Below are 23,429 nucleotides of genomic sequence, written 5' to 3'. Positions count from 1 at the left end.
GGAGCGCGCGTGGACAACTCGGACAACTCGGGGCTCGTCATCGTGGACAAGCCGGCGGGCTGGACGTCGCACGACGTGGTCGGCAGGATGCGGCGGCTGGCGAAGACCCGGCGCGTCGGGCACGCGGGAACGCTGGACCCGATGGCGACCGGCGTCCTGGTCCTCGGGGTCGGCAAGGCCACCCGCCTGCTCGGGCATCTGGCGCTGACCGAGAAGGGCTACGACGCGACGATCCGGCTGGGCGAGTCGACCAACACCGACGACGCCGAGGGCGAGATCATCGCGGCGGCGTCCGCCGCGGGGGTCGCCGACGAGGCGCTGCGCGCGGGGATCGCGGCGCTGACCGGGCCGATCCGGCAGGTCCCGCCGCAGGTCAGCGCGATCAAGGTGAACGGGGAGCGGGCGTACAAGATGGCCCGCAAGGGCGAGGAGGTCGCGCTCGCCGACCGCCCGGTGACCGTGCACGACTTCGCGGTGACCGGCGTCCGGCGGCACGGTGAGGTGATCGATGTGGACGCGTCGATCACCTGCTCGTCCGGTACCTACATCCGTGCGCTGGCCCGGGATCTCGGCGCGTCGCTCGGCTGCGGGGGCCATCTGACGGCGCTGCGCCGTACCCGGGTCGGGCCGTACGACCTCGGCATGGCGCGGACACTGGACAGGCTCGCCGCGAAGCTGGAGATCCTGCCGATGGCCGAGGCCGTCGCGGCCGTGTTCCCGCGCCGGGACGTGTCGGACGACGACGCCCGCAAGGTCGCGCACGGCGGGCGGCTCCCGGCGGCGGGGCTCGGGCCGGGCCCGGTGGGCGTTTTCGCGCCCGACGGGTCGCTGCTGGCGCTGGTCGAGGAGAAGGGGCAGGTCGCGAAGCCCATCGCCGTCTTCGTGTCCTGACCTTTCGCCGGCCGGGTCTGGACATGACCGGTGCCCGTGGCGAGCATCACCAGTGGTAGGCGATGCGGCCGAACCTACGGACAAGTAACCTACGTAACCGTAGGTTCGTTTTGGTAGGAGGTGGTGACCCCTGTGAACGACCAGACCACTGTGGACGGCCAGACCCTGGCGGCGTCCCCGACCCGTCCGCGGCTGCGCGGCTGGCTGCACGTCGGCGCGTTCCCCGCGGTGCTGGTCGCCGGGCTCGTGCTCGTCGCGCTCGGCCCGACCGTGCAGGCGCGTCTGGCGTCGGCGGTGTACGTGGCGGCGTCGGCCCTGCTGTTCGGCATCTCGGGGACCTACCACCGGCAGACCTCGCACCGGCTGATCGAGGTCCTGCGCCGCTTCGACCACGCCAACATCTATCTGATCATCGCCGGGACGTACACGCCGTTCGCGGTCCTCGCGCTGGACGGCGGGGTGCGCCTCGCCGTCCTGGTCACCGTGTGGACGGGCGCCCTGGCCGGCGTCGTCTTCCGCACCATGTGGATCGGCGCGCCGCGAGCGCTCTATGTGACCCTCTACATCGTGCTCGGCTGGGTCGCGGTGTTCTTCCTGCCGCAGTTCCTGTCCGGTGCCGGACTGGCGGCCTGCCTCATGGTCGCGGTCGGCGGAATCTGCTACAGCGTCGGGGGAGTGGTGTACGGGCTGCGCCGCCCCAACCCCTCCCCGCGCTGGTTCGGCTTCCACGAGGTCTTCCACGCCTGCACGCTCGCCGCCTACATCCTCCAGTACATCGCGGTGTCGTTCGTCGTCTACCAGTCCGGCTGACGGATGCGGCGCCGGTCGGCCCCCCTGGGTGCGACGCCCCCCGCACCCGCATGGCACTCTTAGGACGACAGCAACCGGGCAGGCACGTCCTACGCAGGGAGAGAATGGTGCGGCGCTGGAATGGCCTCGACGAGGTTCCCGCAGACTGGGGCCGTTCAGTGATCACGATTGGTGTGTTCGACGGTGTGCACCGCGGCCACCAGCGGATCGTCGGCGCCGCGGCGCAGGAGGCCCGCGACCGCGGCCTGCGCTCGGTGGTCATCACCTTCGACCCGCATCCGGACGAGGTCGTCCGGCCCGGCACCCACCCGCCGCTGCTCGCCGGCACCAAGCGCCGCATCGAGCTGCTGGAGGGCCTCGGCACCGACGCGGTCGTGGTCGTGCCGTTCACGCTGGAGCTGTCGAAGATGGCGCCGGACGAGTTCGTCCAGTCGGTCCTGGTGGACCGGCTCCACGCGGCCCACGTCATCGTCGGCGAGGACTTCCGGTTCGGGCACAAGGCCAAGGGCGACGTCGCGCTGCTGCGCGAGCTCGGCGAGAAGTACGACTTCACCGCCGAGGGCGTGCCGCTGGTGGCCAACGGCGGCACGATCTCGTCCACCTACATCCGGGGGCGGCTCGACGTGGGCGAGGTCGACGCCGCGGCGCGGGCGCTCGGCCGGCCGCACCGCGTCGAGGGCGTCGTCGTGCGCGGGCACCAGCGGGGTCGCGCGCTCGGCTTCCCCACCGCCAACCTGGAGACGCTGCCGCACACCGCGATCCCCGCCGACGGCGTCTACGGAGGCTGGCTGGTCTGCGACTCCGAGCGCTACCCGGACTTCCGCTGGCCGGCCGCGATCTCCATCGGCACCAACCCGACGTTCGAGGGCGCGGGGGAGCGGACCGTCGAGGCGTACGGGCTGGACCGTGACGACCTGGACCTCTACGGCGAGCACATGGCCGTCGACTTCACCGCCCGCGTCCGCGACACGCTGAAGTTCGACTCCGTCGAGGCGCTGGTCGAGCAGATGCACCTGGACGTGGCCCGCATCCGCGAGATCGCCAGGGACTGACCGTAACGAATGCCCTCTGACCGGTGTGTACCCTGCGATAGCGGCACTTTTCGCTTCGTGACCGGGTGGCTTTCCGACATGGTACGGTGAATAGTCGCCGGGAAGGGCCCCGGCGCGGCTGGCTGCACCCTCATGCGGCCCGCCAATCTCTAGAACACGCACCATGCGGACCCGTGCGCCCACCGGGCCCCGGATCTGCGGGTGTCGATATCATCGAAGGAGCCACGTGTCGCTCGACACCGCCACGAAGAACCAGATCATCGCCGAGTACGCGACCACTGAGGGTGACACCGGATCCCCGGAGGTCCAGGTCGCGCTGCTGACGCGCCGCATCAACGATCTGACGGAGCACCTCAAGGAGCACAAGCACGACCACCACAGCCGCCGCGGCCTCCTGCTGCTGGTCGGCCGTCGTCGTCGGCTCCTGAAGTACCTCAGCAACAAGGACATCAACCGCTACCGGCAGCTGATCGAGCGACTCGGCCTGCGCCGCTAGGACGGTGAGGGAGTGGCCCGCCGGGCCACTCCCTTCCTTTTATCGCCGGCCGGCCCGCACGGGCCGCCGGCCGCGCCGGGGCCCGGCCGGACGGGCCGGCCGCCGGCGCACCGGCCGCCCGGCCGTGAGGCCGCGGGCGGGCCGCACAACTGCAGACAAGCCTCGCGGACACCGCTGGTGCGGGCCGGTCCTCGGTAGTGGCTTCCGGATCCGTTCCGCCGCATCGGCGGAGATCTCGATCCGGGTGCTTCGATCGAAGACCGGCAGCGTGCAAGACCACGGGAAACGGCCGCGAGGACCGACATTGGAACCCTGAGGAGGTTTCCCGTGACAGAAGCCGTGCGCATCGATGGTGCGCAGAGCACCGAGGCCGTGATCGACAACGGCACGTTCGGGACCCGCACCATCCGCTTCGAGACGGGCCGGCTGGCCCGCCAGGCCGCCGGCTCCGCCGTCGCCTACCTCGACGACGACACGATGGTGCTGTCGGCGACGACCGCGTCCAAGAAGCCCAAGGAGAACCTGGACTTCTTCCCCCTGACCGTGGACGTCGAGGAGCGGATGTACGCGGCCGGGCGCATCCCCGGCTCGTTCTTCCGCCGCGAGGGGCGTCCGTCCGAGGACGCGATCCTGACCTGCCGGCTGATCGACCGGCCGCTGCGCCCGTCGTTCACCAAGGGGCTGCGCAACGAGATCCAGGTCGTCGAGACGATCATGGCGCTGCACCCCGACCACCTGTACGACGTGGTGGCGATCAACGCCGCCTCGCTGTCCACGCAGCTGGCCGGCCTGCCGTTCTCCGGCCCGATCGGCGGCGTCCGCGTCGCGCTGATCGAGGGCCAGTGGGTCGGCTTCCCCACCCACCCCGAGCTGGAGCGCGCCACCTTCGACATGGTGGTCGCCGGGCGGGTGCTCGAGGACGGCGACGTCGCGATCATGATGGTCGAGGCGGAGTCCACCCGCGACACCCTGAAGCTCGTCGGCGAGGGCGCGACCGCCCCGACCGAGGAGACCGTCGCGGAGGGCCTGGAGGCGGCCAAGCCGTTCATCAAGGTCCTGTGCAAGGCGCAGAGCGACCTCGCCGCGGTCGCCGCCAAGGAGACCGCCGAGTACCCGATCTTCCTGGACTACCAGGACGACGTGCTCGCCGCCGTCACCGACGCGGTCGGCGGCGACCTCGCGCAGGCGCTGACGATCGCCGGCAAGCAGGAGCGCGAGACCCGGCTGGACGAGATCAAGGCCGCCGCAGCGGAGAAGCTCGCCGAGACGTTCGAGGGGCGCGAGAAGGAGATCTCCGCCGCCTACCGCGCCGTCACCAAGAAGCTGATCCGCGAGCGCGTCGTCCGCGACGGGCTGCGCATCGACGGCCGCGGGCTGAAGGACATCCGCCAGCTGACCGCCGAGGCGCACGTCGTCCCGCGCGTGCACGGCTCGGCGCTGTTCGAGCGCGGCGAGACCCAGATCCTCGGCGTGACGACGCTGAACATGCTCCGCATGGAGCAGATGATCGACACGCTGAACCCCGAGCGCACCAAGCGCTACATGCACAACTACAACTTCCCGCCGTACTCCACCGGTGAGACCGGCCGGGTCGGCTCGCCCAAGCGCCGCGAGATCGGGCACGGCGCCCTCGCCGAGCGCGCCATCCTCCCGGTGCTGCCGACCCGCGAGGAGTTCCCGTACGCGATCCGGCAGGTGTCGGAGGCCGTCGGGTCCAACGGGTCCACCTCGATGGGCTCGGTCTGCGCGTCCACCATGTCGCTGCTGGACGCGGGCGTCCCGCTGAGGCAGATGGTGGCGGGCATCGCGATGGGCCTGATCAACGAGGGCGACGAGTACGTCACCCTCACCGACATCCTCGGCGCCGAGGACGCGTTCGGCGACATGGACTTCAAGGTCGCCGGCACCCGTGACCTGATCACCGCGCTGCAGCTGGACACCAAGCTCGACGGCATCCCCGCCTCGGTGCTGGCCGCCGCGCTGAAGCAGGCCAAGGGCGCCCGGCTGGCGATCCTGGACGTGATGCAGGAGGCCATCGAGGCACCCGCCGAGATGAGCCCGAACGCGCCGCGGATCATCACCATCAAGGTCCCGGTCGACAAGATCGGCGAGGTCATCGGCCCCAAGGGCAAGATGATCAACTCGATCCAGGACGACACCGGCGCCGACATCACGATCGAGGACGACGGCACCATCTACGTCGGCGCCACCGACGGCCCGTCCGCCGAGGCCGCGCGGCAGGCGATCAACTCGATCGCCAACCCGCACATGCCGGAGGTCGGCGAGCGGTTCCTCGGCACCGTCGTCAAGACCACCACGTTCGGCGCGTTCGTGTCGCTGCTGCCCGGCAAGGACGGCCTGCTGCACGTCTCGCAGATCCGCAAGCTGCACGGCGGCGCCCGGATCGAGAACGTCGAGGACGTGATGGGCGTCGGCGAGAAGATCCAGGTCGAGGTCACCGAGATCGACCAGCGCGGCAAGCTGTCGCTGGTGCCGGTCGAGGTGATCGAGAAGGAGGCCGACAACGGCGGTCCGGGCGACGGCGGCACCGCGCCCGCCGAGTCCTCGGAGTCCTCCGGCGGCGACGACGGTGAGGGCCGGGAGCGGCGCGACGACGGTGAGCGCCGTCCGCGCCGCCGCCGCACCCGCCGCGGCGACGACTCCGGCCAGCGCAACTCCTGACCCTCGGCGATGACCGGCCGGCCTGCCCGCGAGGGGAGGCCGGCCGGCCGCTCTCCAACGACGGAATGTGAGCGACACGTGACCCTGCCGGCGAGGGCGCAGGAGCCCGGCACCACCACCACGATCCACACCGAGGGCGCCGGCGCGGTACGCCGCACCGTCCTGCCCGGCGGGCTGCGCGTCATCACCGAGGCGCTGCCGGCCGTGCGCTCCGCCGCGTTCGGCATCTGGTCGGCGGTCGGCTCCCGCGACGAGGCGCCCGCCGACGCCGGCGCGAGCCACTACCTGGAGCACGTGCTGTTCAAGGGCACGCGTCGGCGGTCGGCGCTGGAGATCTCCGCGGCGATCGACGCCGTCGGCGGCGACCTCAACGCGTTCACCGCCAAGGAGTACACCTGCTACTACGCGCGGGTCCTGGACTCCGACCTGCCCCTCGCCGTGGACGTGGTGTCCGACATGGTCACCGCGTCGGTGAACCGTCCCGAGGACGTCGAGGCCGAGCGCGGCGTGATCCTCGAAGAGATCCACATGCGCGACGACGATCCCGGCGACCTGATCCACGACGAGTTCGCCACCGCGCTGTACGGCGACACCCCGCTCGGACGTCCCATCCTCGGCACCGAGGACTCGATCAACACGCTGGCCCGGGACCGGATCCACAACTACTACCGGGAGCACTACGTCCCGTCCAACCTCGTGGTGTCGGTGGCGGGCAACATCGACCACGACGAGGTCGTCCGGCTCGTGTCCCGCGCGTTCGAGGGGCATCTGACGGGTGACGCCGCACCCGCCGCACCCCGCCTGGACGGTGCGCCCGCGCCGATGGACCCGCGCAGCGTGGTCATCGACAAGGACACCGAGCAGGCCCACATCATCCTCGGCGGCGCGGGCGTGTCCCGGACCGACGACCGCCGGTTCGCGCTCGGCGTGCTGAACGCGGCGCTCGGCGGCGGCATGTCGTCCCGCCTGTTCCAGGAGATCCGCGAGAAGCGCGGCCTGGCGTACTCGGTGTACAGCTACACCGCCCAGTACGCCGACTCCGGCATCTTCGGCGTCTACGCGGGCTGCCAGCCCGCCAAGGCCGAGGAGGTCCTGTCGATCTGCCGCGACGAGGTCGGCAAGGCCGCCGCCGACTGCCTCACCGCGGAGGAGCTGGAGCGCGGCAAGGGGCAGCTGCGCGGCGCGATGGTCCTCGGCCTGGAGGACACCGGCTCCCGCATGAGCCGCATCGGCAAGAGCGAGCTGGTCTACGAGTCGCTGCTGGCCGTGGACGAGGTGCTGGCCCGCATCGAGGCCGTCACGCTGGACGACGTCCGAGAGGTCGCCCGCGAGGTCCTCGCCGCCCCGCAGGCGCTCACCGTGATCGGCCCGGTGGGGGACCGCGACTTCTCCGCCTGAGCCGTCCCGCCCCGAATCGTTACTCCGCGCCGTTCGTCAAGCCGCCGCGATTCGGGTAGACCTTCGCGGGTGAAGATCCTCATCAGGCTTGTCATCTGCGCGATCGCCCTGTGGGTGGCCGAGGCCGTCCTGGACGGCATCGAGCTGACCTCCGGCACCACGGCCGAGCGGGCGCTGACGCTGCTCGCGGTCGCGGCCATCTTCGGCGTCGTCAACGCGGTCCTCAAGCCGATCATCAAGGTTCTGGGCTGCGCGTTCTACATCCTGACCCTCGGCCTGTTCGCGCTGGTGGTGAACGCGGGCCTGCTCATGCTGACGAGCTGGGTGGCGGGGGAGCTGGACCTGCCGTTCCATGTCGACTGGTTCTGGCCCGCGTTCTGGGGCGCGATCATCGTCGGCGTCGTCAGCTGGCTGCTCAACCTGTTCGTCTCGGACGACGACTGATCCCCGCTTGCTAAGCGGACTGAGGTCCGTTAATCTCCGGAGAAGTAACCGGACTCTAGTCCGCATGCCTTCTCCGAGAGGACCCTCATGTCACGCCTGCTGCACATCTCCGCGTCCCCCCGCGGCGCCGCCTCCGAGTCCCTGTCGATCGCCGGAACGTTCGTGGACGCCTACCGCGAGACCCACGGCGACGTCGTCGACCACTACGACCTCTGGGACGGCAGCCTCCCCGCGTTCGGCCCCGCCGGAGCCGGCGCCAAGATGACCGTGTTCGCGGGCGACGACCCGGCCGGGGAGCAGGCCGCCGCATGGGAGGCCGCACGGGCCGTCTTCGAGCGCTTCGACTCCTACGACCGCTACCTGTTCAGCGTCCCCATGTGGAACTCCAGCGTCCCCTACATCCTCAAGCAGTTCATCGACGTCGTTTCCCAGCCCGGGTGGGTCTTCGCCTTCGACCCGGCCGACGGCTACACCGGCCTCCTGCGCGGCAAGAAGGCCGCCGTCGTCTACACCAGCGCCGTCTACGGCGACGGCCGCCCGCCCGCATTCGGCGCCGACCACCAGGCACCGTTCCTGGAAGGCTGGCTCCGCTGGGCGGGGATCACCGACCTCGGCACCGTCACCTTCCGCCCCAACCTCGCCACCGCCGACGCGGAGACGGGCCGGCGCACCGCGCACGCCGACGCACGCGAGCTGGGCAAGCGCTTCTGACGATAGGCTCGGGCGGGACGCCAACCGGGAGGAACACGTGATCAAGGTCGGGGTGCTGGGGGCGCGGGGCCGCATGGGCGCCGAGGTGTGCCGCGCGGTGCAGGGGGCCGGCGACATGGAGCTCGTCGCCGCCGTCGACCAGGGCGACGCGCTCGACGCGCTGACCGCCGCCGAGGTCGTCGTCGACTTCACCCACCCCGGCGTCGTCATGGACAACCTCAAATGGTGCGTCGAGCACGGCCTGCACGCCGTCGTCGGCACCAGCGGCTTCGAGCCGTCCCGCCTCGACACCGTCCGCTCCTGGCTGACCGACGAGTCGACCGGGAACGTCATCATCGCCGCGAACTTCGGGATCGGCGCTGTGCTGATGATGCACTTCGCGCAGAAGGCCGCCCCGTTCTTCGAGTCCGTCGAGATCGTCGAGACGCACCACCCCAACAAGGTCGACGCCCCGTCCGGCACGGCCTACCGCACCGCCGAACTGGTGGCAGCCGCCCGCGCCGAGGCCGGTGTCCCGGCGTCCCCGGACGCCACCACCTCCGAGGTCGACGGCGCCCGCGGCGCCGACGTGGACGGCGTCCGCGTGCACGCCGTCCGCCTCTCCGGCGCCATCGCCCACCAGGAGGTCGTCCTCGGCGGCCACGGCGAGATCTTCACCATCCGGCACGACTCCATGGACCGCGAGTCGTTCATGCCGGGCGTCCTGCTCGCCGTCCGCAGGGTCCCCGAACTCGACCGCCTCACGCTCGGCATCGAGACCCTCCTCGGCCTCTGATGGACTTCGCCGGCGACCCCTGGGACTACCTCGCCGCCTCCGAGGCGATCGACATCGAGCACCCGCTCGTCCAGTCGATCGCCTCGGAGCTGCGCACCGGCGACGACATTGCCTTCGCCCGCTCCGCGTTCGACCACGTCCGCGACCGGGTCACCCATTCCATGGACGCCGGGGACACCCGCGTCCCCTGGCGCGCCTCCGACGTCCTCGACCAGCGCACCGGCCTCTGCTACGCCAAGTCGCACGCCTACGTCGCCCTTCTGCGCGCGGGCGGCATCCAGGCGGGCCTGTGCTACCAGCACTCCTCGGGAGTCCTGCACGGCCTCACCGCCGCCCTGATCGACGACCGCTGGGTCTACCTCGACCCCCGGGGCAACAAGCCGGGCGTGGACGTCCATTTCTCCGCGTCTGAGAACCGCCTGGCCTACCCGGACGACCCGATCCACCCCACCATCTACGCGGCCCCGCCCGAGCCCGTCCTAGAGGGCCTCAAGGCCATGCCGCGCCCCTCAGCCCTCCCCGCCATAGGATCCTGATGTGAGCAGCTTGCCGGCGTGGGCGTCCGACCCTGAGTCGCTGACTCTCAGCGAATCCGAGTACGACGCGCTTCCCGATCAGGTTCGGAAGCTGATCGAAGTAATCGACGGGAACATCATCTTGTGCCAGAGCGGCAGCGCCGAGCACAGTGATGTGGCCCGCAGGCTGGCGAACAGGCTGGAGGCAGCCAAGCCGGACGATCCCTGTCTGCGCGTCTCCACGGACATCGACGTCCACTTTGTGAAGCGTCGTCGCAAGGACGGGAGGTTCTCGTTCCGGCGCCCGGACGTCTCGGTTTACGAGTGCATCCCTCGCGGTGCCAAGCTGGCGGCCGCCGACACGGTCATGGTCGTGGAGGTGGTATCGCCCGGCTCCGGATACACCGACACGGTCGACAAGCTCGCCGAGTATGCGCATGAGGGCATATCCGTCTACCTTGTCGTGTTCCTCGACGGTGACCTCTACATCAAGACGGTCCACGAGTACCGCCTTGATTGGGCGAGCAGAACCTACCGGCTCGTGGAGACGCACGAAGACGAGCTCGTGCTTGACGAGCCGTTCGGGGTGAACATCCCGTTCGCCGACCTTGACGGGTAGCGGGCCTGGGGGCCGGGGGTCAGTTGAGGACGGTCAGGTCGAGAGTGGCGAGGCGGGCCGGGTCGGCGAGGATGTCGATCTCGGCGACCCTGCCGTCCACGATCGTGAAGGACAGGACGGACCTCGGCCGGCCGTCGGCGATGCTGACGATCCCGGCGGTGCCGTTGACCAGTGCCGGGTACGACTCGCCGGCCGCCTGGCGGAACATGAGCGCCTGCCCGGCCACCGCCGCCGCGCCGCGGAACTCCGTCCAGCCGGCCGTGCCGTGGTCGGCGCGCAGGACGACGTCGGGGTCGAGGACGGCGACGAGCGCCTCGAAGTCGCCTTCGCGCGCGGCGGCCTTGAACGCGTCGACGACCTCGCGCTGGCGGGCCGGGTCGCGTTCGGGATCCGGCGCCGTTCCGCGCACCCGGCGGCGGGCGCGGCTGGCCAGCTGCCGCGCGGCCGCCGGGGACCGTCCCACGATCGGGGCGATGTCCTCGAACGGGATTCCGAACGTGTCGTGCAGGACGAACGCGAGCCGCTCGGCGGGGCTGAGGGACTGGAGCACGACCAGGAGGGCCAGCCCGACCGAGTCGGCCATCAGCGCCTCGTACTCGGGATCGACGCCGGTGGCGGGGCCGATGATCGGGTCCGGGAGGCGTTCCTCCAGGGGGTCCTCGCGGCGCGAGGTGCGCGAGCGCAGCATGTCCAGGCACACGCGGCCGACGACCGTGGTCAGCCAGCCGCCCAGGTTCTCGATGTCGTCGGCGCCCGAGCGGCTGAGCCGCAGCCACGCCTCCTGGACGGCGTCGTCGGCCTCGGCGAGCGAACCGAGCATCCGGTAGGCCACCGCCTTCAGGTGGGTGCGGTGCCCCTCGAACCGCTCGGCCAGAAAGTCGCGCTCGTCCATCGTTTCCCCTCGATCAGTTACGTCATACCTCTGACGGATCGGGCGCCGGAGATGTGACCGGGGCTTGTGCGCGAATCGGGGCGGGCCTAGCGTTCGGCGGATGGACGCCATGCTCGCGCGGGACATGTGGAAGGTAACCGAGCCGCTGCACGCGGTGACGTACTTCGCGGAGGAGTGCCGGACGGCCAACAAGGAGGCCGGCCTCAAGGGCTACTGGATGGGGTACTTCGGCAGCCGGGGCGCGCCGCTCGGGGTCGTGTCGGCCGGGACGATCGAGGCGACGTTCTTCGGGTTCCATCCGGCGCGGGTGCGGCGGGCCATCCCCGACGCGTGGGGTTTCGCGTCTCCGGAGGCCATCCTGCGGGTGCGGGGCGAGGCCGCGGCGCGTGCAATGCGCAGGGCCTTCCCCGGCATCGAGGACGTGGCGCTGACGGCGGCGCCGCAGTTGCGTCAGGTCGTGCTGGCGGCGGAGGGGGCGGGGCGGGCGCTGTTCGCGGCCAACCGGGACCTGCCCGTCCCGGAGGACCCCGTGGAGGCGCTCTGGCAGGCGACCACGGCGCTGCGCGAGCACCGCGGGGACGGGCACGTCGCCCTCCTCACCGGGGAAGGACTGAGCGGGCTGGAGGCGAACGTCCTGACGTCGGCCGTCGGGACCGTCCAGGCGGAATGGCTGCGGGAGAGCCGCGGCTGGTCGCAGGAGGAGTGGGACGAGGCGGCCGGTGCGCTGGCCGAGCGGGGGCTCCTGGAGCAGGGGGAGGCCACCGAGGAGGGCCGGGCCTTCAGAGCGCACATCGAGCGGCGCACCGACGAACTCGCCGCGCCCCCGTACCGCGTCCTGGACGAACCCAAGGCGCTCTACGGGTCGCTCGTGCCCGCGGCGAAGGCCCTGGCGGAGGAGATGCCGTTCCCCAACCCGATCGGCCTTCCCCGCGTCGGGTGACGCCCGGTCCATTGCGGGGCGGGCGGGGGCTATTGCGGGGCGGGCGGGGTGACGAAGCCGTACTTGTGGAACAGCTTCTGCGCGGCCGGTGAGACCAGCCACGCCACGAAGGCGTTCGCGGCATCCTCGTGGTCGCCGTCCTGGACGGCCGCGGCGGCGAAGGCCGCGGTGACGTTCAGGTCCGCCGGGATCGGGACGCTGCTCGCGGCGACCCCCGCCGAACGCAGGTCGGTGATGTAGACGATCCCCGCGTCCGCCTCGCCGGCGCGCACCAGGTCCAGGACGGCCCGCGCGCTGATCACCTCGGAGCTCCAGCGGACGGTCAGGCCCGCGTTCGCGAGGACCTGGCGGGTGTAGCGGCCCACCGGGACGGTTCCGCCGCCGACCACCACCCGCAGCCCCGGGCGCGTCAGGTCGTGCAGCCCGCGGATGCGGTGCGGATTGCCGGGGCCGACGGCGATCGTCAGCGAATTGTGCGCGATGGTCCGGCGGTGTTCCGCCAGGTAGGCGTCGGCCTCGTCGATGCTCGCCCGGTCCGCCGTCACCAGGACGTCGCCCGGGTCGTGGCCGGACAGCCGGTCGGCCATCTCGGGCGTGGCGCCGAACTCGAACCGCAGCCTGACGCCCGGGCGGGTCTGGGCGTAGGCCGCCCCCATCTCGCCGAACACCTCCTTCAGCGACGAGGTCGCCAGGACGGTGAGCGTGACCGGCTCGGACGAGCCGCTGCAGCCCGCGCCGAGGGCGGGCAGGGCGAGTGCGAGGAGGAGGGCGGACGCGCGGAGACGCCGCGGACGGGGGGAATCGGGCATATGGCCTCATCCTACGGTCGGGGTGCGTTCGCTCCCGGGATTCGCCCTGGCGTGTCAGTGGGCCGCACTAGTGTTTGCGGCAACTGGTGATCACGTCTCGGAGGCCCGACGATGTCCCTCGACCTGATGGAAATGCTGCCCGGTGACTGGCGGGAGCGGCTCGATCCGCTGCTCGACCCGCCGGCCACCGCCGCGCTGGGCGCGTTCGTCGCGGGGGAGTACGAGGCGCAGACGGTCTACCCGCCGCGCGAGGACCTGTTCAGCGCGTTCCGGCACTGCCCGTTCGACGGCGCCCGTGTCCTGATCCTCGGGCAGGACCCCTACCACGGTCCCGGCCAGGCGCACGGGCTCAGCTTCAGCGTGCGCGACGGTGTGCGGCTGCCGCCGTCGCTGCGCAACATCTACAAGGAACTGGCCACCGATCTCGATGTCCCGGTCACGACGTCCGGCGACCTCACCCGGTGGGCCGACCAGGGCGTCCTGCTGCTGAACGCGGTGCTGACCGTCCGCGGCGGCGAGGCGGGCTCGCACGGCGGCAAGGGCTGGGAGGATTTCACCGACGCCGCGATCCGTGCGCTGAACGACAAGACCGACCGTGTCGTGTTCGTGCTGTGGGGCGCCTACGCCCGCAAGAAGGCACGTCTCATCACGGGCGCGCAGCACACGGTGATCGAGTCCGCGCACCCGAGCCCGCTCAGCGCGAAGAAGTTCTTCGGGACGCGCCCGTTCAGCGCCGTGAACAAGGCCCTCGTCGACGCGGGCCTGCCCGAGATCAACTGGGGCCCGGAGGCGGGCACCGGCTGAGAATCACCCTTGCGGGGGAGCCGTGGCGGGGGATTCATCCGGCGGTGGGAAGCGGTGCGCGGGCGGCCCCCGGCATCGTCGGGTCCATGACCGTTACAGCTCAGCCGCTCATGAGGCGGACGCGGACCGCGCACGGCGGTCCCGGGCGCCTTCGCCTGGCCGTCTGCGCGGCGACCATCGCCGCGTGCGTCCCCTACCTCACCCTCAAGATCGCGTGGCTTTCCGGCAGCACGGCCGGATGGAACGACACCGACGCGGCCAAGGACTCCGCGCTCTACGTCGGCAACGCGATCACGATGGGCATGGACGCGTTGGCCGTCGTCGTCGCGCTGGCGTTCACGTTCCGCTGGGGCATGCGCATCCCGGCGTGGCTGGTGCTGACGCCGATCTGGGTCGCCGCCGGGCTGCTGGCGCCGATCGTCCTCGCCGTCCCGCTGGGCAGCGTCCTCCAGGTGCTCTTCTCCTCGGAACCGTTGACCACGTCCGGCAGCGCCATTCAGGGCTGGGTGTACGGCGTCGTCTACGCGGGCTTCACGGTGCAGGGTCTCGGACTGCTCACCGCCTTCGTCCTGTATGCGCGGAACCGGTGGGCCGACGTGTTCGCCGTACGTACCAGAGACGTCCCCAAGGGCGCGACCCATCAAGTGCAGGCGCTCCTAGCGCGCGCGGCGGGTGTGCTCGCGGTCCCGTTCGCGGTCGTCCATCTCTTCTGGGCGTTCGGCGGGACGGCGGGCCTCACCGCCGAACAGGGCGATCACCGGAACGCGGCACAGCAGCTGGCCGACGGGACGGTGGGCCTGCTGGCGCTCGCCGGCGCGGCCGCCCTCCTCGTGATCGTCCGGCGGGGCCGCCGTCCGGAGCGGTTCGTGGTCCCGCTGGCGGCCGCGTGGGTCGGGGCCGCCGCCACGTTCGCGTGGTCGCTGTACGGGCTCCTGGTGACGCTGAGCCGCCCGGGCTTCCTGGCCGGGGAGTCCACGACGGCCCTCAACCTGACGGCGCTGTGCGGTGTTCTCGCGGGCGTCCTCATGGGCGTCACCGGCGCCTTCCTGCTGGCCGAGAGGGACGCTCAGAGCGCCAGGCCGATCGCCAGCAGCACCCCGTAGGCGATCTGGAGCCGGCCGGTCTCGCCCAGCACCGGGATCAGGTCGGCCCCCGCCGCGCCGTTCAGGACCTTCTGCGTGGGCGGCAGCGACAGCGGCGCCGCGAGCAGCGCGATCAGCACCCACGGGTGCGGGGCGGCCAGTGCCAGGACGAACATGAACGGCAGCGCGGTGCACGCCGCGTACAGGATCCGGGTCCAGGGGCCGCCGAGCAGCACGGCGAGGGTCCGTTTGCCCGACTCGCGGTCGGTGGGGATGTCGCGCAGGTTGTTGGCGACGAGCAGCCCGCAGGCCAGCAGCCCGATCGGCACTGCCGCCGCCCACGCCTCCCACGGCAGCCCCTCGACCTGGACGTACACCGTCCCGACGACGGCGACGAGGCCGAAGAAGACGAACACCGACACCTCGCCGAGCGCCCGGTAGCCGTACGGGGTCTTGCCGCCCGTGTAGAACCAGGCCGCGAGGATCGCCACGGCGCCGACCAGCAGCAGCCACCAGGTCGTCACGGCGGCGAGGATCAGCCCGGCCACGGCGGCGGCGAGGAAGCTGCCGAGCGCGGCGGCGAGGACCTGCCCGGGCGGCGCGGCCTTGGAACCGACGAGGCGGAGCGGGCCGACGCGGTCCTCGTCGGTGCCGCGGACGCCGTCGCTGTAGTCGTTGGAGTAGTTCACCCCGATCTGCAGGACGAGGGCGACGAACGCGGCCAGTGCGGCGCGCCACCAGACGGCCTGGCCCTCGCCCGCGGCGACGCCGGTGCCGACGACGACGGGAACGAGGGACGCGGGCAGGGTGCGGGGCCGGGATCCGGCGACCCATTGGGAGAGCGTGGCCACGGTTACCGCTTGTTCTCCTAGGACGACAGGGGGACTAGCGCTTCGATTCTCCCCCATGATCACCGCTGGGGCGGAGCCGCAGCGACATGGCGAGTCCGAGCGCGAGGATCACCGCGGTGGTGAGCGCGGCGTGCCTGGTGGCGGCGGCGAGGCTCTCGTCCGCGGCGCGGGCCGCGTCGGCCAGGCCGGGGGCGGCGTGCAGTTCGCGTCCGTACGTCCCGGCGCTCTCCCGCAGTTCGTGGGCGATGGCGGCCTGCCGTTCCGGCGGGAGCGAGGAGCCCGACAGCCGGTCGGTCATCGTGTGCCCGAGGCTGGTCGCGAACACCGTCCCGATGGCGGCGATGCCGAGCGCCGCGCCGACCTGCCGGGCCGTGGACTGCGTGCCGGACGCCTGCCCCGCCTGCGCCGGCGGGACGTCCGCCAGTGACACGTTCGTCAGCTGCGCCGAGGTCAGGCCGAGGCCCACCCCGTAAATCAGCATCCACGGCGCGAGCCCCAGCCCGCCGGTCGTCGCCGACACCGTGAGGCCCAGCGCGACGACCGCGGCGACCTCCAGCACCATGCCGATCTGCACGACCCGGTGCGCGCCGTGCCTGTTCGCGAGCCTGCCCGCGTATCCGCCGGCCAGGAACGAGCCGGCGGCGAGCGGCAGGATCGCCACGCTGATCTGCAGAGGGCTCGTGCCGTGCACGCCCAGCAGGAACAGCGGCAGGACGAACAGCAGCCCCAGTTCCCCGACGTTGATCAGGGCCGACGCCAGGTTCCCGCGGCGGAAGTTCGGGATCCGGAACAGGTCCAGGTCGAGCATCACCGCGCGTCCGGAGGCCGCCCGGGACCGCTCCACGACGATCAGCGCCGCGATCAGCACGGCGGCGAGGGCGAGGACGACGGGGACGGGCGACAGCCCGGACTCCGGCCAGTCGAACCCGGCCATCGTGAACGGGCGCGTGGCGGTCCACCAGCCGTACGTCTGGCCCTCGATGATCCCGCACACCAGGGCGCCGAGCCCGAGCGCGGACAGCAGCCCGCCCGGCCAGTCGATCTCGCGGCGCGCCCTCCCGGAACGCGGCGGAAAGGCCGAGCGCGGCTCGTCCTCGGAAAGGGCGGCCGGGTGGGGGCCGCGGGACCGCGTTTCGGGCATGAGCGCGAGCGCGGCGGCGGCCAGCGCGATGCCGAGCGGCAGGTTGATCCCGAACGCCCAGCGCCAGCCGCCCGCGGTGGCGAGGGCGCCGCCGGCCAGCGGCCCGAGCGCGGCCATGCCGCTGATCACCGAACCCCAGATCCCGAACGCGACGGCGCGCTCGCGTCCGGTGAACACCGCGTTCACCGTCGACAGCGTCGCCGGCAGGATCATCGAGGCGCCGACGCCCTGCAGGGCGCGCGCGCCGATCAGCGCCGATCCGTCGCCCGCCAGCGCGGCGGCGACGCTCGCCACCGTGAACACCGCCGTCCCGGCCACGAACATCCGGCGCCGCCCGAACACGTCGCCCGCCCGGCCGAACGGGATCAGCAGCGCGGCGAACACCAGCGCGTACACCGAGGTGACCCACTCGGCGTCCGTGGTCGTCAGGCCGAGGTCGGTGACGATCCGGGGCAGCAGGACGCCCACGATCGTGGCGTCCACGACGATCAGCGAGACGCCCAGGCTCATGACGATCATGCCCAGCCAGCGGCGGCGGCCGGCGGCGGGCGCCGCCGCGGAGGCGCGCGGCGGCGTCAGAGAGGTGGGTTCGGGCACGACTTCAAAGATATGGCCGCGGCCCCCGTGCCCTTCACCGGCCCCTGGTGAACGGCGCTAGTGGACGCTGATGTCGGTGTGCAGCCGGATCTGCCGGACGGGTTCGCCCATGTCGAGGGTCCGGGCGGTTCCGTCGGGCGCCCACCCGGCGGAGGCGAGGAACGTCCGGGTCACCTCGTCGTCCTCGAAGGTCCAGGTGACCAGGGTGCCGAACCCGTCCTCACGGAGGAGGTCGGCGGTGGCGGCGAGCAGCCGGCTCCCGTGCCCGGCGCGGACGTGCATCGGGTCGACGAGCAGCGCGATCAGTTCGGCCGTGACGCCGGCGTCCAGATCGGGATCCTCGGCGGGCCCGTGCGCGGCGAACCCGACGACGAGGTCGGACGCGACCGCGACGAGCAGCCGGTGCCGGGGGCTCGGCGGCGCCGCCGCGGCCTCCGCCCACCGGTCGCGCCACGCCTCCGCGGCGTCCGGCCCGGTCACCCGGTCGAGGACGCCCGCCGGCAGCAGGTCGCGGTAGCCCTGCCGCCACGCCCGCACCTGGATGTCGGCGACGGCGGCGGCGTCCGCCCGCCGCGCGGGCCGCACTCCGACATCGGCCATGGCGTCGCCCGTCCTCTCGTCCGCGATCACCGCCCACCCTAGCGAGCGGTGCGGGTCACCCCGCGGGCGGACGGCGGCGCGCCCGGTAGGCGCGGGTCTTGGTGCGGTTTCCGCAGGTGCTCATGGAGCACCAGGCGCGGGACCGGTTCTTGGAGGTGTCCAGGAACGCCCAGCGGCAGGTGTCCTCCTGGCAGACCTTGAGCCGCGGCCAGGTCCCCGCGGCGACGGAGTCGGTGATCGCGGCGGCGAGGCGGGCGAGGCCGGCGGCGGCCGTCTCGGGCGGGTCGAGCGGGACGAGCGCGGGACCCGGGCCGGTGAACGTGAGCCGCAGGGGCAGGGCGGCGAGGGCGTCGTCCAGGTCGTCCGGGAGTTCGCCGCCGCGGGCGCCGTGGTTGGCGGCCATGGCCTCGCGGAGCCCCTCGCGCAGCGCGACCGCGGTGGCGAGGTCGGCTCCGGTGGCCTCGGCGCCGGCGGGGACGAGGCGGCGGCCGGCCAGCCACGCGGTGAGCCGGGCGGGCGTCGGGATCGCGTCCTCGGCGGGCTCGACGTCGTAGGTGTTGACGAAGTCCCTCAGCAGCAGCGCGGGGTCCTCATGAGCGTCGGTCATCACCCCTCCTGCCTGTCCGATGGGCAGTCTACCAAGACGCAACACCGGCATTCGGTTTTGACTGGTTGCGCTTTCGCGACACCGGCGTTACGGTTTAGGTGGTGTCAACGAAGGGGAGGGCGACATGAGGGAACTGCCGTACCTGGCGGCGCTGGCCATGCGGCACGAATGGGCCCGGCGTGAATACGCGCGGTTGCACGCCGACATCGTCGAGGCGCGGCTCATCGCCCGCGCGCGGTCGATTGAGCGCGCCACCCGCAGGCGGGCGGCGTTCCGCGACCGGCTCGGCGGACTGCTCCCGGCGCGCCGCGCCCAGCCCGTGCCCTACTGCGCGCGTGCCGCCTCACACTCGGCGCACGCCGTCCGGATTGCGGGTGGCGTGCGATGACGGGTGTCACCCCGAAGGTGAGCCACCTCGTCATCGACTGCGCCGACCTGGACGCCATGGCGGCGTTCTGGGGAGGGCTGCTCGGCATGAGGACGACGGACGCGACCGGCGACTGGGTCGACCTGGAGCCGCTCGGCGGAGCCGGGCCCGTCCTGTCGTTCCAGCTCGTCCCCGAAGGGAAGACGATCAAGAACCGGCTCCATCTGGACCTCGACGTCCCCGACATCCGGTCCGCCGGCGAGCGCGCGGCGAGCCTCGGCGCGACCCCGGCCACCGGCCCGATGGGGAACCCGGCGTCCCCGTTCCGGGTCTGGCGCGACCCGGAGGGCAACGAGTTCTGCTTCTGCACGCAGCCGTGAGGAGCGCCGCCTCATGAACGGAGCACGGCGGTGAGGCGGCGGACGCCCTCCGCCAGCTCCTGCTCCGAGGCCGCCGTCCCATAGCTGATCCGCAGGTGCGGGGCGGGGGGCTCGGCGGGGAAGAACGGCCGCCCTGCGCTGACCAGGACCCCTGCGCGCAGGGCGGCCTCGGCCAGCGCGGTGTCGTCCACGCCGTCCGGCAGCCGCACCCACAGGTGAAGGCCACCGGCCGGATGGTTCACGCGCAGCTCCGGCAGCTCCCGGGCGAGCGCGGTGCGGACGGCGTCCCGGCGCGCCCGCAGCGCCGCGCGGACGGCCCGCAGGTGCCGCGCCCAGCCGGGGGAGCTCACCAGTTCCAGCAGCGTCTCCTGCAGCGGCCTGGCCGGGAAGAACTCCTCGACGAGCTGCGTCGCGCGGATCCGCTCGGCGACCGGGCCGCGGGCGATGACCGCCGCGATCCGCAGGCTGGGCGCGGTGGCCTTGGTCAGGGACGCGATGTGCACGACGCGGCCCCCGGCGTCCTGCGCGATCAGCGGCGGCGGGGGCGCGGCGATGCCGAGGTGCCGCGCGTAGTCGTCCTCGATCACGAACGCGCCCGCCGCGCGCGCCACGTCCAGGACCTTCGCGCGCCGCTCCGCGCTCAGCACGGTCCCGGTCGGGTTGTGGAAGGACGGCTGGCAGTAGAACGCCCGCGCCCCGCTCATCGCGAAGGCCTCGGCGAGCAGTCCGGGACGCACGCCGTCCGCGTCCACCGGGACCGGGACGGGGTGCAGCCCGCTCGCCCGCGCGACGGCGAGGACGCCGAGGTAGGTCGGCGACTCGACGAGCACGGGCGCGCCCGGCGGCAGCATCGCCCGCAGCACGGTCGTCATCGACTGCTGTCCGCCGCTGGTGATCAGCACGTCGGCGGGGGAGACGGCGCCGCCGACCGTGCGGGCGAACCAGGCGCGCAGCTCGGGGATCCCGCCGAGCGGCGGCAGCTCCCAGGCGTCCGGGCGCCGGGCCGCCCGCGCCGCCGCCGCGGCCAGCGCCCGGGCCGGCTGGAGCGAGGGATGCAGGTAGCCGCCGCTGAGCGCGACCACGCCGTCCGGCGCCGGGGTGAGCAGCCCCGCCACGCCGGCCGGGTCGACCGACCGGTCGCCGAGCGCCACGGCCTGCCAGCCGAGGTCGGCGGGCTCGCCGCCGGCCGGGGGACGCTCGGCGGCGAACGCGCCGCTGCCGGGCCGGGTCACCACCAGGCCCTCGGCGGCGAGCAGACCCAGTGCGCGCGACACCGTCACCGGGCTGACCCGGTGCCGCTCGACGAGCGCCCGGCTGGACGGCAGCCGCTCGCCCGGGTTCAGCCGGCGGACGTCGGTGCGCAGCGCGTCGGCGAGCGCCGCCACACTGCTATCGTTCTTCATGAGGACCAAAGATAGCGCTACTGCCCCCACGCCGATAGCGGGCGCCCACTCCGGGCCGGGTCTGTGGCTCGCCTCGCTCGGCGTCCTGATCTTCTCCTTCACCCTTCCCGCGACGGTTCTCGCGCTCGACGGGCTCGACCCGTACGCCATCGGCGTCGGCCGCGCCGCCGCCGCGAGCGTCCTCGCCGCCGTCGCACTGCTATCGGTGCGGGCCCGTCCGCCGAGGCGCGACCAGTGGCCGGGGTTCGCGGTCGTCATCGCCGGCGTGATCTTCGGGTTCCCGGTGCTCACCACGCTCGCGCTCGACCTCGGCGCCTCGTCCGCCCACTCGGCCGTCGTGGTCGGGCTGCTGCCCGCCGCCACCGCCGTTCTCGGCGTCCTGCGCGCGGGGGAACGGCCGTCCCGCGCGTTCTGGCTCGCCGGCGCGGCCGGTGCGGCCTGCGTCACCGGTTTCGCCCTGATCCGCGGCGCCGGCCACGTCACGGGCGCGGACCTGCTGCTGTTCGCCGCCCTCCTCGCCGTCGCCGCGGGTTACGCCGAGGGCGGGCTGCTGAGCCGGGCCATGCCGGCGTGGCGCGTCATCTCCTGGGCGCTCGTGCTGGCCGCTCCCCTCACCGTCCCGGTGACCGCGTGGCTGCTCGCGACGACCGACCCCGACTGGACCGGACGCGCCGTGCTCGGCTTCGGATATCTCGCCGCGTTCTCCGCCTACCTCGGCTTCTTCGCCTGGTACGAGGGCCTCGCGCGGGCCGGGATCGCCCGCGGCGGCCAGGTCCAGCTGGCCCAGCCGGTGATGACGCTGCTGTGGTCCGGACTCGTCCTGGCCGAGCGGATCGACGCGACGACCGCGCTGGCCGCCGTGGCCGTCCTGGTCTGCGTGGCCCTCACCCAGCGGACCCGCGTGAGGCACACCCGGCCCCTCTCGCCGGAGACGGGTGCCCGCGCGAGGAGAGAGAACGCCACCACGAAATGACCCGATGGCCCGGCGGGCCGTGGTCGGTGCCGGGGCGGACCGGGGCGCCTGGGTCCGATCCGCCCGTTCGATCCGGGATCATTGCCGAATGGTGAAAATCGGGCGGGTCGGCGGTGCGCTCGGGAGGGTGCTGCGGTGGGCGGGGTGGGCCGCGGCCCTCGTGCTCGGCCTCGGCGCCCTCGTGTTCGCCGGGTCCTGGGTGTGGTGGCAGCAGGACCCCGAGGCGCGGGGCACCGAGGCCAACGCGTTGTGGGCACGGCACCAGTGGGTGGGGGAGCCGCACACCGACGCTGAATACCGCGCGCTCGGCGCACTGCTGAAACAGAACCGCATTACCGACGTGTTCTTCCATACAGGCCCGTTCGAGTCCGACGGCACGGTCCCCGCTTCGAAGTACCGCTATGCCCGGCAGCTCATCGAGGCCATGCGCGAATACGCGCCGGGCGTCCGCGCCCAGGCGTATCTGGGGCAGATACGGGTGGTGGACGGCGAGGGCGTCATCGACCTGGACGATCCGGCCGTGCGCGAACAGGTCCTGAAGACCGATGCGGCATTCCTCGATATCGGGTTCGACGGCATCCATTACGACTTCGAGCCCATCTATCCCGACGACGACGCGTTCATGACGCTGATGGACCGGACCCGGGAGCTGACCCGGTCGAGGGGCAGGCTCCTGTCGGTGGCGCTGGAGCAGCCGACGCTCCTGGACGCCGCACAGCCGGTCTACAAGGCGCTCATCCCGCGCAAGGGCGCCGTCCATTACCCGCCGCGTCCGACCGCGGACTTCCTGCGCGCCGTCGCCGACCGCGCCGACCAGGTCGCGATCATGACCTACGACGTGTCGCTGCCGACCGAGGCGCTGGCGGGATGGCACTACGCCCGGCACACCCGCACGACGCTGGAGCTCATCGGCGACCGCACGACCGTCTTCATGGGCGTGCCCACGTACCGCCCGCTGATGGAGTGGGCCGAGGGGCTGCCGGCCGCGCTGCGCGGCGTCCGGCGGGGGATCGATGACCTGAAGCGGCCGCCGAAGCGTCCGTACGGCGTCGGGGTGTACGCGGGCTGGACCACCCGGCCCGACGAATGGGCACGTTATCGCGCCATTTGGCTGCCCGGGACGGCATCGGGTCCCGGCGGCTGAAAGAACCCGGCCGGCGACGGTTCGACTCTCTTCCGCGCGCAGGTACAAAGGGTTGGGTAGCCGGACACCCGCGGGGGTACTCCACGGTGCGGAAGTCCGGATTCGACCAGCGGACGGCAAAGGGAAGGGGACGAGGCCGATGGGCCCTCAGCAGACCGCGTGGCGTGACGCCGACCGGCTCGGCGAGCTGTCAGCCGAGTTCACCGGCTGGCGGATCGGACGAGGCGGATCAGGCCATTGGTGGGCCGTCCGCGGCAACGATCTCGTGCGCACTCCCGACGTCGAGGAACTGCGCGTCCGGCTGCATGAGATGACCGCGGGGTCACGTTATCCAACCGAGTCCGGGAAGTGGCCGGACTGACCCCGTAACGAGGCATTTGCGTGCCACGATGTGGATGTGGGAGCCGCCGCCACGCGTACCCCCGAGCGTGTGGCGGTGGCTTCTT

26 protein-coding genes are annotated in these 23,429 nt (G+C 72.5%); 19 read left to right on the top strand and 7 right to left on the bottom strand.

The annotated features are described in order from the left end of the window. Positions 1-9 precede the first annotated feature (9 nt). From truB to AB0C35_RS05105, 11 genes are all read left to right on the top strand, one after another. On the top strand, positions 10-891 hold the full coding sequence (gene truB / locus AB0C35_RS05155) for a tRNA pseudouridine(55) synthase TruB (RefSeq protein WP_358450802.1): 882 nt from the start codon (positions 10-12) through the stop codon (positions 889-891). A 132-nt stretch (positions 892-1,023) separates the two neighbouring features. Continuing rightward, positions 1,024-1,701: a hemolysin III family protein gene (locus AB0C35_RS05150; protein ID WP_358450799.1), complete on the top strand. Its 678-nt coding sequence runs from the start codon at positions 1,024-1,026 to the stop codon at positions 1,699-1,701. Between the two features lie 107 nt (positions 1,702-1,808). Beyond that, complete coding sequence (locus AB0C35_RS05145) at positions 1,809-2,753, top strand: bifunctional riboflavin kinase/FAD synthetase (protein WP_358450796.1); 945 nt, start codon at positions 1,809-1,811, stop codon at positions 2,751-2,753. A gap of 226 nt (positions 2,754-2,979) precedes the next feature. Further along, complete coding sequence (gene rpsO / locus AB0C35_RS05140; protein ID WP_021599383.1) at positions 2,980-3,249, top strand: 30S ribosomal protein S15; 270 nt, start codon at positions 2,980-2,982, stop codon at positions 3,247-3,249. Positions 3,250-3,594: 345 nt separating this feature from the next. Further along, positions 3,595-5,931, top strand: a complete 2,337-nt coding sequence (locus AB0C35_RS05135) for a polyribonucleotide nucleotidyltransferase (RefSeq protein ID WP_358451113.1) — start codon at positions 3,595-3,597, stop codon at positions 5,929-5,931. Between the two features lie 78 nt (positions 5,932-6,009). Further along, on the top strand, positions 6,010-7,329 hold the full coding sequence (locus AB0C35_RS05130; RefSeq protein ID WP_358450791.1) for a pitrilysin family protein: 1,320 nt from the start codon (positions 6,010-6,012) through the stop codon (positions 7,327-7,329). A 69-nt stretch (positions 7,330-7,398) separates the two neighbouring features. Continuing rightward, entirely contained in the window at positions 7,399-7,773 is a 375-nt protein-coding gene (locus AB0C35_RS05125) for a phage holin family protein (RefSeq protein WP_358450788.1), read from the top strand. Between the two features lie 87 nt (positions 7,774-7,860). Continuing rightward, positions 7,861-8,484 carry an NAD(P)H-dependent oxidoreductase gene (locus AB0C35_RS05120; protein WP_358450785.1) on the top strand — a complete coding sequence of 208 codons (624 nt, stop codon included), beginning with the start codon at positions 7,861-7,863 and terminating at the stop codon, positions 8,482-8,484. 37 nt (positions 8,485-8,521) lie between these two features. Then, on the top strand, positions 8,522-9,259 hold the full coding sequence (gene dapB / locus AB0C35_RS05115; RefSeq protein WP_358450782.1) for a 4-hydroxy-tetrahydrodipicolinate reductase: 738 nt from the start codon (positions 8,522-8,524) through the stop codon (positions 9,257-9,259). After that, the gene (locus AB0C35_RS05110; RefSeq protein WP_358450779.1) at positions 9,259-9,795 is read left to right on the top strand and encodes a transglutaminase family protein; all 537 of its coding nucleotides are present in this window, start codon (positions 9,259-9,261) and stop codon (positions 9,793-9,795) included. The genes dapB and AB0C35_RS05110 overlap by 1 nt, the downstream gene beginning before the upstream one ends. A gap of 1 nt (position 9,796) precedes the next feature. Beyond that, positions 9,797-10,393, top strand: coding sequence for a Uma2 family endonuclease (locus AB0C35_RS05105; RefSeq protein WP_358450776.1), 597 nt, complete (start codon positions 9,797-9,799; stop codon positions 10,391-10,393). Between the two features lie 19 nt (positions 10,394-10,412). Here the strand turns inward: AB0C35_RS05105 and AB0C35_RS05100 are convergent, their stop codons facing one another. Continuing rightward, positions 10,413-11,285, bottom strand: coding sequence for a sigma-70 family RNA polymerase sigma factor (locus AB0C35_RS05100; protein ID WP_358450774.1), 873 nt, complete (start codon positions 11,283-11,285; stop codon positions 10,413-10,415). A 100-nt stretch (positions 11,286-11,385) separates the two neighbouring features. Between AB0C35_RS05100 and AB0C35_RS05095 the strand changes: the two genes are divergently transcribed. Beyond that, on the top strand, positions 11,386-12,225 hold the full coding sequence (locus AB0C35_RS05095; protein ID WP_358450771.1) for a hypothetical protein: 840 nt from the start codon (positions 11,386-11,388) through the stop codon (positions 12,223-12,225). 29 nt (positions 12,226-12,254) lie between these two features. Here the strand turns inward: AB0C35_RS05095 and modA are convergent, their stop codons facing one another. Next, on the bottom strand, positions 12,255-13,034 hold the full coding sequence (gene modA, locus AB0C35_RS05090) for a molybdate ABC transporter substrate-binding protein (protein ID WP_358450768.1): 780 nt from the start codon (positions 13,032-13,034) through the stop codon (positions 12,255-12,257). Positions 13,035-13,145: 111 nt separating this feature from the next. Here modA and AB0C35_RS05085 point away from each other — a divergent pair, with 111 nt between their 5' ends. Both AB0C35_RS05085 and AB0C35_RS05080 read left to right on the top strand, forming a co-directional pair. After that, a complete protein-coding gene (locus tag AB0C35_RS05085; protein ID WP_358450765.1) occupies positions 13,146-13,838 on the top strand; it encodes a uracil-DNA glycosylase in 693 nt (230 codons plus the stop codon). Between the two features lie 86 nt (positions 13,839-13,924). Beyond that, on the top strand, positions 13,925-14,941 hold the full coding sequence (locus AB0C35_RS05080) for a hypothetical protein (RefSeq protein WP_358450762.1): 1,017 nt from the start codon (positions 13,925-13,927) through the stop codon (positions 14,939-14,941). Here the strand turns inward: AB0C35_RS05080 and AB0C35_RS05075 are convergent. The 4 genes from AB0C35_RS05075 to AB0C35_RS05060 are packed head-to-tail and all read right to left on the bottom strand — an operon-like array spanning position 14,905 to position 18,716. After that, positions 14,905-15,771: a 1,4-dihydroxy-2-naphthoate polyprenyltransferase gene (locus AB0C35_RS05075; RefSeq protein ID WP_358450759.1), complete on the bottom strand. Its 867-nt coding sequence runs from the start codon at positions 15,769-15,771 to the stop codon at positions 14,905-14,907. The two genes, AB0C35_RS05080 and AB0C35_RS05075, sit on opposite strands and share 37 nt — an antisense overlap. 34 nt (positions 15,772-15,805) lie before the next feature. After that, complete coding sequence (locus AB0C35_RS05070) at positions 15,806-17,509, bottom strand: MFS transporter (RefSeq protein ID WP_358450756.1); 1,704 nt, start codon at positions 17,507-17,509, stop codon at positions 15,806-15,808. A 57-nt stretch (positions 17,510-17,566) separates the two neighbouring features. Further along, positions 17,567-18,139, bottom strand: coding sequence for a GNAT family N-acetyltransferase (locus AB0C35_RS05065; RefSeq protein ID WP_358450753.1), 573 nt, complete (start codon positions 18,137-18,139; stop codon positions 17,567-17,569). Between the two features lie 25 nt (positions 18,140-18,164). Continuing rightward, on the bottom strand, positions 18,165-18,716 hold the full coding sequence (locus AB0C35_RS05060; protein WP_358450750.1) for a CGNR zinc finger domain-containing protein: 552 nt from the start codon (positions 18,714-18,716) through the stop codon (positions 18,165-18,167). A 124-nt stretch (positions 18,717-18,840) separates the two neighbouring features. Between AB0C35_RS05060 and AB0C35_RS05055 the strand changes: the two genes are divergently transcribed. Both AB0C35_RS05055 and AB0C35_RS05050 read left to right on the top strand, forming a co-directional pair. Continuing rightward, positions 18,841-19,104, top strand: a complete 264-nt coding sequence (locus tag AB0C35_RS05055) for a hypothetical protein (RefSeq protein WP_358450747.1) — start codon at positions 18,841-18,843, stop codon at positions 19,102-19,104. Continuing rightward, positions 19,101-19,463 carry a VOC family protein gene (locus AB0C35_RS05050; protein WP_358450744.1) on the top strand — a complete coding sequence of 121 codons (363 nt, stop codon included), beginning with the start codon at positions 19,101-19,103 and terminating at the stop codon, positions 19,461-19,463. Before AB0C35_RS05055 ends, AB0C35_RS05050 begins: the two co-directional genes overlap by 4 nt. Positions 19,464-19,474: 11 nt before the next feature. On the opposite strand, the gene AB0C35_RS05045 is transcribed toward AB0C35_RS05050, so the two are convergent. Continuing rightward, positions 19,475-20,866 carry a PLP-dependent aminotransferase family protein gene (locus AB0C35_RS05045; RefSeq protein ID WP_358450741.1) on the bottom strand — a complete coding sequence of 464 codons (1,392 nt, stop codon included), beginning with the start codon at positions 20,864-20,866 and terminating at the stop codon, positions 19,475-19,477. On the opposite strand from AB0C35_RS05045, the gene AB0C35_RS05040 reads away from it, so the two are divergent. The 3 genes from AB0C35_RS05040 (at position 20,865) to AB0C35_RS05030 (ending at position 23,344) form a co-directional block, all read left to right on the top strand. Continuing rightward, the gene (locus AB0C35_RS05040; protein ID WP_358450738.1) at positions 20,865-21,839 is read left to right on the top strand and encodes a DMT family transporter; all 975 of its coding nucleotides are present in this window, start codon (positions 20,865-20,867) and stop codon (positions 21,837-21,839) included. The two genes, AB0C35_RS05045 and AB0C35_RS05040, sit on opposite strands and share 2 nt — an antisense overlap. A gap of 88 nt (positions 21,840-21,927) precedes the next feature. Continuing rightward, positions 21,928-22,983: a hypothetical protein gene (locus AB0C35_RS05035; protein WP_358450735.1), complete on the top strand. Its 1,056-nt coding sequence runs from the start codon at positions 21,928-21,930 to the stop codon at positions 22,981-22,983. Positions 22,984-23,122: 139 nt separating this feature from the next. Next, positions 23,123-23,344, top strand: coding sequence for a hypothetical protein (locus AB0C35_RS05030; RefSeq protein WP_358450732.1), 222 nt, complete (start codon positions 23,123-23,125; stop codon positions 23,342-23,344). Positions 23,345-23,429 lie beyond the last annotated feature (85 nt).

The sequence above is a fragment of the Spirillospora sp. NPDC048819 genome (assembly GCF_040650055.1).
GTDB lineage: Bacteria > Actinomycetota > Actinomycetes > Streptosporangiales > Streptosporangiaceae > Spirillospora.
This window is presented reverse-complemented; position numbering and strand designations above follow the sequence as displayed.